Below are 6,125 nucleotides of genomic sequence, written 5' to 3'. Positions count from 1 at the left end.
CTATGGTTGTCCTAAATTATTAATAATTGCCTTTAAACAATGATTTAATATATTTATACCCAATAGATTTCAAATTGCAGCGCGGCGGCAAGAGAACGCATCCCCAGGAGCATAGATAACGATGTGACTAGGGTAAGTGAACGCAGCCAACAAAGCAGCAACTTGAAGGATGAAGGATGAAGGGTATGATGTAAATCATTCTATTTAAACTAAGGGGTGTATATGAGTGCCAAGAATAATTTTAAGGCTTTTTCTATTAGTAATGATGCTAATGTAGTGAGTCAAGATAAATATGAGAAAGACCAGAGTTTGCAGACTGGGTTTCCACCAGATAATATTCCTATTAATCTATTAAACAAAGTATTACGTCAATCATCAACAATATCATCTGTAATAGCTAATTTTATCGCAACACAATCTGGCGATAATGTTCTGGATGATGGTGATATAGCGAAACTTACCGTGCAATTAAATAAAGCTTTAAAACAAAAAATCACAACAGAAGTTCCCAATGCGTCATTAACACAAAAAGGGGTTGTTCAGCTTACGGATGTGTTGGGTAATAGTGCCACAGTAGCTGTTACACAAAAGTTGGTTCAGGAAATAGTAAATTCATTACTTGAAAATATTAATGCCAAAATACCTAATACCCGAAAAATTAATGGGAAAGCACTGTCTGAGGATATCACTATTACTTCCCAGGATATTTTGGGTGGGCTGGCGATTAGTTTAGGTGATAAGGCGGATTTAAGTAGCTATAAAACACCAGGAATTTATCACCAAGAGTATGATGCCCATGCCAAAAGTGGCCTTAATTACCCTGAACCGCTTGCGGGTTCTCTTGTTGTGTTGAAAGCGGCTGGGATCGTTCAACGTTATTTTGTTTATAACAGTAGTCGGGTATATACACGTAGCCAGTTTCATGATAATCCATGGACCCCTTGGGCTAGAGAATATAACACTCTGAATAAACCTTCGGCAGAGGAGATTGGCGCATATACAAAAATAGAATCTGATTCTCGATATATTGCCGGAATCCGTAAGGTAAATGGAAAATCTTTATCTACGGATATCACTATTTCTTCTCAGGACATTTTGAGTGGGCAGGCGATTGGTTTAGGTGATAATGTGAATCTGGATTACTACAAAACACCAGGGATTTATTATCAGGAATATAATGCTCATGCTAAAAATGGAGTCAATTATCCTGAACCACTTGCCGGTTCGCTTATTGTATTGAAAGCGGCTGGGGTTATTCAACGTTATTTTGTTTATAACAGCAGTCGGATATATACACGTAGCCAATTCCATGATAATCCATGGACCCCTTGGGCTCAAGAATATAACTCGTTGAATAAACCTGCTGACAAAGTTGTTGGGAAGGATACGGAAATAGAATCTGATAATACTTATGTTCCGACTAAAGAGGAATTAATACAGCAAGCAGAACATGAGAAATTCCAGTCACTGGCTAAAGTTAATAATCTTGTCGGGCCACTACAAGATGCTGTCGATTTAGGTATTGCCACCGAAGAAGAAAAAACAGATCTGTTGGCATGGAAGCAATATAGGGTGATGTTGAGCAGAATTGATGTTTCATTAGCACCCAATATTGAATGGCCGGAGCAGCCGAAATAATGAAAATAGGATACTGAAAGAGATTCAATCTATAACCTGAAATAGAAAAATTATATACCCAATAGATTTCAAATTGCAGTGCGGCGGCAAGTGAACGTATCCTCAGGAGCATAGATAACGATGTGACTGGGGTAAGTGAAAGCAGCCAATAAAGCAGCAACTTGAAAGATAACAGGTATAGTAAGAAATGAAAGAGGGGGATAATAACTTTTTAATATTAAATTACCTATTGTAACCAATTATACAAAAGTGGTTAATATCCTAAATTATAATAATATTTGATTGATTGTTTTTAAATTAGACGTCTGATCAAGACGTCTAATTGACCCGAATGGAGATAAGTCATTCGTATAATAATTTAATATACCCAATAGATTTCAGATTGCAGCGCGGCGGCAAGTGAACGCATCCAACAAAGCAGCAGCTTGAAAGATGAAGGGTATATATTATTTATGAAATAACTAAAGTTAATATGAATACAGCTGGTAAGGATATTAATGGTTGGTGAAAATGTGGGGATACAGGAGTGGTTTATCAGTGGGGAACCGTGAACTGGACAGGACATAATACACCCGTTAATTTTCCTATTCAGTTTCCTAATGTTTGTGTAAATGTTTTATTAACCTTAAGTAATAAAACTGATATAAAATCATCATATAATATTGTTGCGAACAAACTATCTGTAACAGAATTTAATTATTGGGCATACCCGATTGAAATCTCTGCGTTTTGGTTTGCAATAGGATATTGATATATTTTTATAGTGAAAGTGTTAGTGATTTATATTGTTAAATTGAATTTGGGAATCTGGATATTTTAGATTGAAGTTTGAGTTCTGTACTCAACGAAACTTAGACCTTTGAATTTATTTTTAGTCCGATGGTGATATGTCATAGTTAATTTATTCATCCAATGCTACTTTTAGATAATAATATATTGAGATATTTATAAATAAAATTATTTTGATTTTAATAATTATATAAAAGCAATTGGCATTCTAACTCATGAGAATGTTTTATTATTGTTTTTATGAACTAGGCTATGACTAACGTGAATTGTTATGGGTTATATTAATAATGGTTTGATGTGTTTTTTGTCAATAAATAATATTATTTAATTTGAGGGTTTTATATGAGTGTAAAAAATGATTTTAAAGCTTTTTCTATTCAGAGTGGTGCTAATGTGGTGAGTCAAAATTTATATGAAAGCAGTCCAGAATTGCAGACTGGATTAGCACCAAATAGTACTATTCATGTTCATTTGTTAAATAAGACATTGCGTCAATCATCAACCATATCATCGGTTTTAGCTGATTTTATTGCAGAACAATCTGGTGAAGATGTTTTGGATGATGGTAATGTAGCGAAACTCACGGCACAATTAAAAAAGGCTTTGGAAAATGTTAGTGCTAAACGTTCAGGTGATATCTATTTATCTGCACATCCAGCATCAGATTTAGCTAAAGGAGAATATATTGCAAATGGTGCTGCTTATGCGATTGATTCAATTGTTGGTCGGGCATTGAATAATTTATCCAATGCATATAAGGCAGCATGGGGAATCAAGTTGCGTGATGGTAAAATTAACCTTCCTAATCTGTTTGTTGATGGACGAGGAGTATTTGTGCGTGCTGGTTTGCAGCCAGGTGTGATACAGGGAGATGCGATTAGAAATATTACAGGTGATGTGGGGTGGTGGACGCATGGGCTTTTTACTCGTACCAGTGGCGCATTTTATGGTGTTACGAGTACCGCAACAGTAGTTGCTGCGGGAACAAATGCTAATAGTAATCATGGATATTCAGCATACGCCGCTTTTGATGCATCAAAGGTAGTGCCAACGGCAAACGAAAATCGCCCGTTAAATGTCAGTATGATACCTGTCATTTATTTAGGTGTATAAGATAATGATAAATTATTATTTTGAGGGTATATTTGGCTGGTAGCTATTTATTGGTTAGCCTGATGCCAATTCAGGTAATAATCTCTTGATGAATACCTTAAGAATATAGCCAGAATTTAAATAAAGATTTTGGCTATATATGAATGATATGGAAAGTGATAAAGAAAAATCTCAGTTAATAGACTTGGGAAAATATAGAGTATTACTGAGTTTTTCGATTACAATCTGTCGGGTTGTTTATTATTGATAGTTATATAAAAATAGTTGCTTATTTTGGTTGCAAAAATATTTTATTATCATTTTTTTGAACTAGCCTATGACAGGGTTGAATTATTTAATAGGTTATTTTCATAGTAGTTTAATGTGTTTTTTGTAAATAAATAATATTATTTAACGTGAGGATTGTATATGAGTGTAAAGAATGATTTTAAAGCTTTTTCTATTAATAATAATTCAAATGCATTGAGTCAATATTATTATGAAAGTAGATCAGAGTTGCAGGATGGATTTGATTCAGGCAAACAGCCTGATATTCATGTATTAAATAAGGCATTGCGTCAATCGTCGGTTATATCATCCGCTGTAGCCGATTTTATTGCGACAGAATCAGGCAGTGATGTTTTGGATGATGGTGATGTAACCAAAATAACCACACAATTAAAAAGCGTGATAGATCGAAAAATTGCAAAGTGCTGTAATCTTAATGTGAATACTGCTAATAAGGTTGCAAATGGTTGGTGGAAGTGTGGTGATACAGGGATAATTATTCAGTGGGGACAGGCAAACGGCTCTATGAATATAAGTGATTATAGAAATTTCACAATTCCATTTCCTAATGCTTGTTTCCAGATTGTGGCAACATATGCTGATTTTTATAATTTTGGATCTGGGGTTGCTGCTGTACCTGTTTCTGCAAGTCAGTTTATTGTAACGTGCAGAAATTCTACAAATGCGTTAACGAATAATTATGTGAGATATTTTGCGATCGGATATTAATTACTGCAGCGTGAAAATAAACGCATTTTACTTTATAGAATAGGAATGAAATTATATTGTTTCTGGTTCATTAATAAACTGGTTATTTATATATTGAAAGATCCGATGCGTAATCTTCAATGGGAAAATTTTGGTAAAAAATGAAATAGGATAGGGAATGGAAGTATTTTAATATTGAATTTTCTATTTTAGTCAATTATGTAAAAATAGTTAACATTCTAATTCATAAGAATGTTTCATTGTTATTTTTCTGAACAAGACTATGACTGGTGTGAATTACTATGGGTTATTTGCACAATAGTTTAATATGTTTTTTTAAAATATTATTTAACTTGAGGATTGTATATGAGTATTAAGAATGATTTTAAAGCTTTTGCTATTAAGATTGGTGCTAATGTAGTTGATCAAAATATATATGAAAATAGTCCAGAATTGCAGGATGGATTTTATGAATTAAAACGGTCTGATCTTCATGTGTTAAATAAAGCATTGCGTCAATCGTCAACCATATCATCTGTTGTAGCTGACTTTATTGCGACAGAATCGGGCAGTGATGTTTTGGATGATGGTAATGTAACGAAAATCACTGCACAATTAAATAAAGCATTAGAACAAAAAATCAAAGTAGAATCTGATAATCGATTTGTTCGGTTAAATACGAATACAAAAACATCTGGTTGTATCTTATCTAAGGCAGCAAATTTAGGTGATGACCCATCCCTGCGCGATTTGTCATTGTCGGGTTTCTTACGTCCAAATGGGTGGGCGGACTTAGGTGGTTTAGCTATTCATGTCGCTCACCCTAGTGCAGGGATTCCACACTCAAGAGGAATTTCTTTTGAATACGGCAGTACATCTGGAGGTCAAGAAGGGTTTGGAATACATACATACGCATTTGACAAAAATGGTAAATTTAAAGGAAAAAAAAGAATTTTAATTGAAGATGTAAACAGCGCATTCGATGCTAATGGATTTCTCAAGAGAGTCTCACCGATAGTCAAACTCTACTCTGATGGTGAGTTTTCAACTAATGAAGAATCTGAAGGCGCAAAAGTCACTAAAGAGGGAACGGGTGTATATCGCATTTCAAATATTTCAGGCTGTAATGCTGATGATGTATGGGGAGAGCATGGTGGTATTTCAGCACCAAAAGATAAAAATGGGTTAGAGTTGATTTTTATCGATAACCGTATTCAACCTGATGGTTCTATTATTATCGAAACTTTTCACAGACAACATTCTCATTTACCAGCACGTTTTCAGAATTGGCGACTTAAATGTATCGATGATAACGATGAACGTGTTTTTTATAAAGATGGAGAATCTTGCGATATTCCAGAGAATTGCCGCTTAGATATTCGTGTCCAAATGCCGGAAGATTCGTCTTGGAATTTAAAACAGAACAGGTTGCAGGAAGAGATAGAAGGAATAAGAGAAAAATAGTTTCAAGTATATATCCAATAGATTTCAAGATGGATCGTGACGGCAAGGGAGCGAACCCCCGGGAGCATAGATAACTCTGTGACCGGTGTGAGTGCAGTCAACAAAGAGGCAACTTGAAAGATAACAGGTATATTTTCAGTTCAAAA

4 protein-coding genes and 1 pseudogene are annotated in these 6,125 nt (G+C 34.6%); all 5 read left to right on the top strand.

Going from position 1 to position 6,125, the window contains the following annotated elements:
* The first annotated feature begins 222 nt into the window (after positions 1-222).
* The 5 genes and pseudogenes from AM629_RS16235 to AM629_RS22405 all read left to right on the top strand — a co-directional run bounded on the left by AM629_RS16235 (position 223) and on the right by AM629_RS22405 (position 5,979).
* The gene (locus AM629_RS16235) at positions 223-1,638 is read left to right on the top strand and encodes a tail fiber assembly protein (RefSeq protein ID WP_054480302.1); all 1,416 of its coding nucleotides are present in this window, start codon (positions 223-225) and stop codon (positions 1,636-1,638) included.
* Positions 1,639-2,158: 520 nt separating this feature from the next.
* Positions 2,159-2,389 (top strand): annotated as a pseudogene (locus AM629_RS25300) (gp53-like domain-containing protein); the annotation flags it as partial.
* Between the two features lie 380 nt (positions 2,390-2,769).
* Complete coding sequence (locus AM629_RS16225; RefSeq protein ID WP_054480300.1) at positions 2,770-3,540, top strand: hypothetical protein; 771 nt, start codon at positions 2,770-2,772, stop codon at positions 3,538-3,540.
* Positions 3,541-3,948: 408 nt separating this feature from the next.
* Positions 3,949-4,536, top strand: a complete 588-nt coding sequence (locus tag AM629_RS16220; RefSeq protein WP_054480299.1) for a gp53-like domain-containing protein — start codon at positions 3,949-3,951, stop codon at positions 4,534-4,536.
* Between the two features lie 345 nt (positions 4,537-4,881).
* Positions 4,882-5,979 carry a phage tail fiber protein gene (locus AM629_RS22405; protein ID WP_072161908.1) on the top strand — a complete coding sequence of 366 codons (1,098 nt, stop codon included), beginning with the start codon at positions 4,882-4,884 and terminating at the stop codon, positions 5,977-5,979.
* Positions 5,980-6,125 lie beyond the last annotated feature (146 nt).

It is taken from the genome of Photorhabdus heterorhabditis, from assembly GCF_001280945.1.
In the GTDB taxonomy this organism is placed as follows: Bacteria; Pseudomonadota; Gammaproteobacteria; order Enterobacterales; family Enterobacteriaceae; genus Photorhabdus; species Photorhabdus heterorhabditis.
The sequence above is the reverse complement of the archived record's forward strand: the minus strand, read 5'-3'. Positions and strand labels throughout refer to the sequence as shown.

Bases quoted from the DNA above. Each gene is read 5' to 3' on its own strand.
- AM629_RS22405 (WP_072161908.1), top strand. From the start codon at position 4,882: ATGAGTATTAAGAATGATTTTAAAGCTTTTGCTATTAAGATTGGTGCT.
- AM629_RS16235 (WP_054480302.1), top strand. From the start codon at position 223: ATGAGTGCCAAGAATAATTTTAAGGCTTTTTCTATTAGTAATGATGCT.
- AM629_RS16225 (WP_054480300.1), top strand. From the start codon at position 2,770: ATGAGTGTAAAAAATGATTTTAAAGCTTTTTCTATTCAGAGTGGTGCT.
- AM629_RS16220 (WP_054480299.1), top strand. From the start codon at position 3,949: ATGAGTGTAAAGAATGATTTTAAAGCTTTTTCTATTAATAATAATTCA.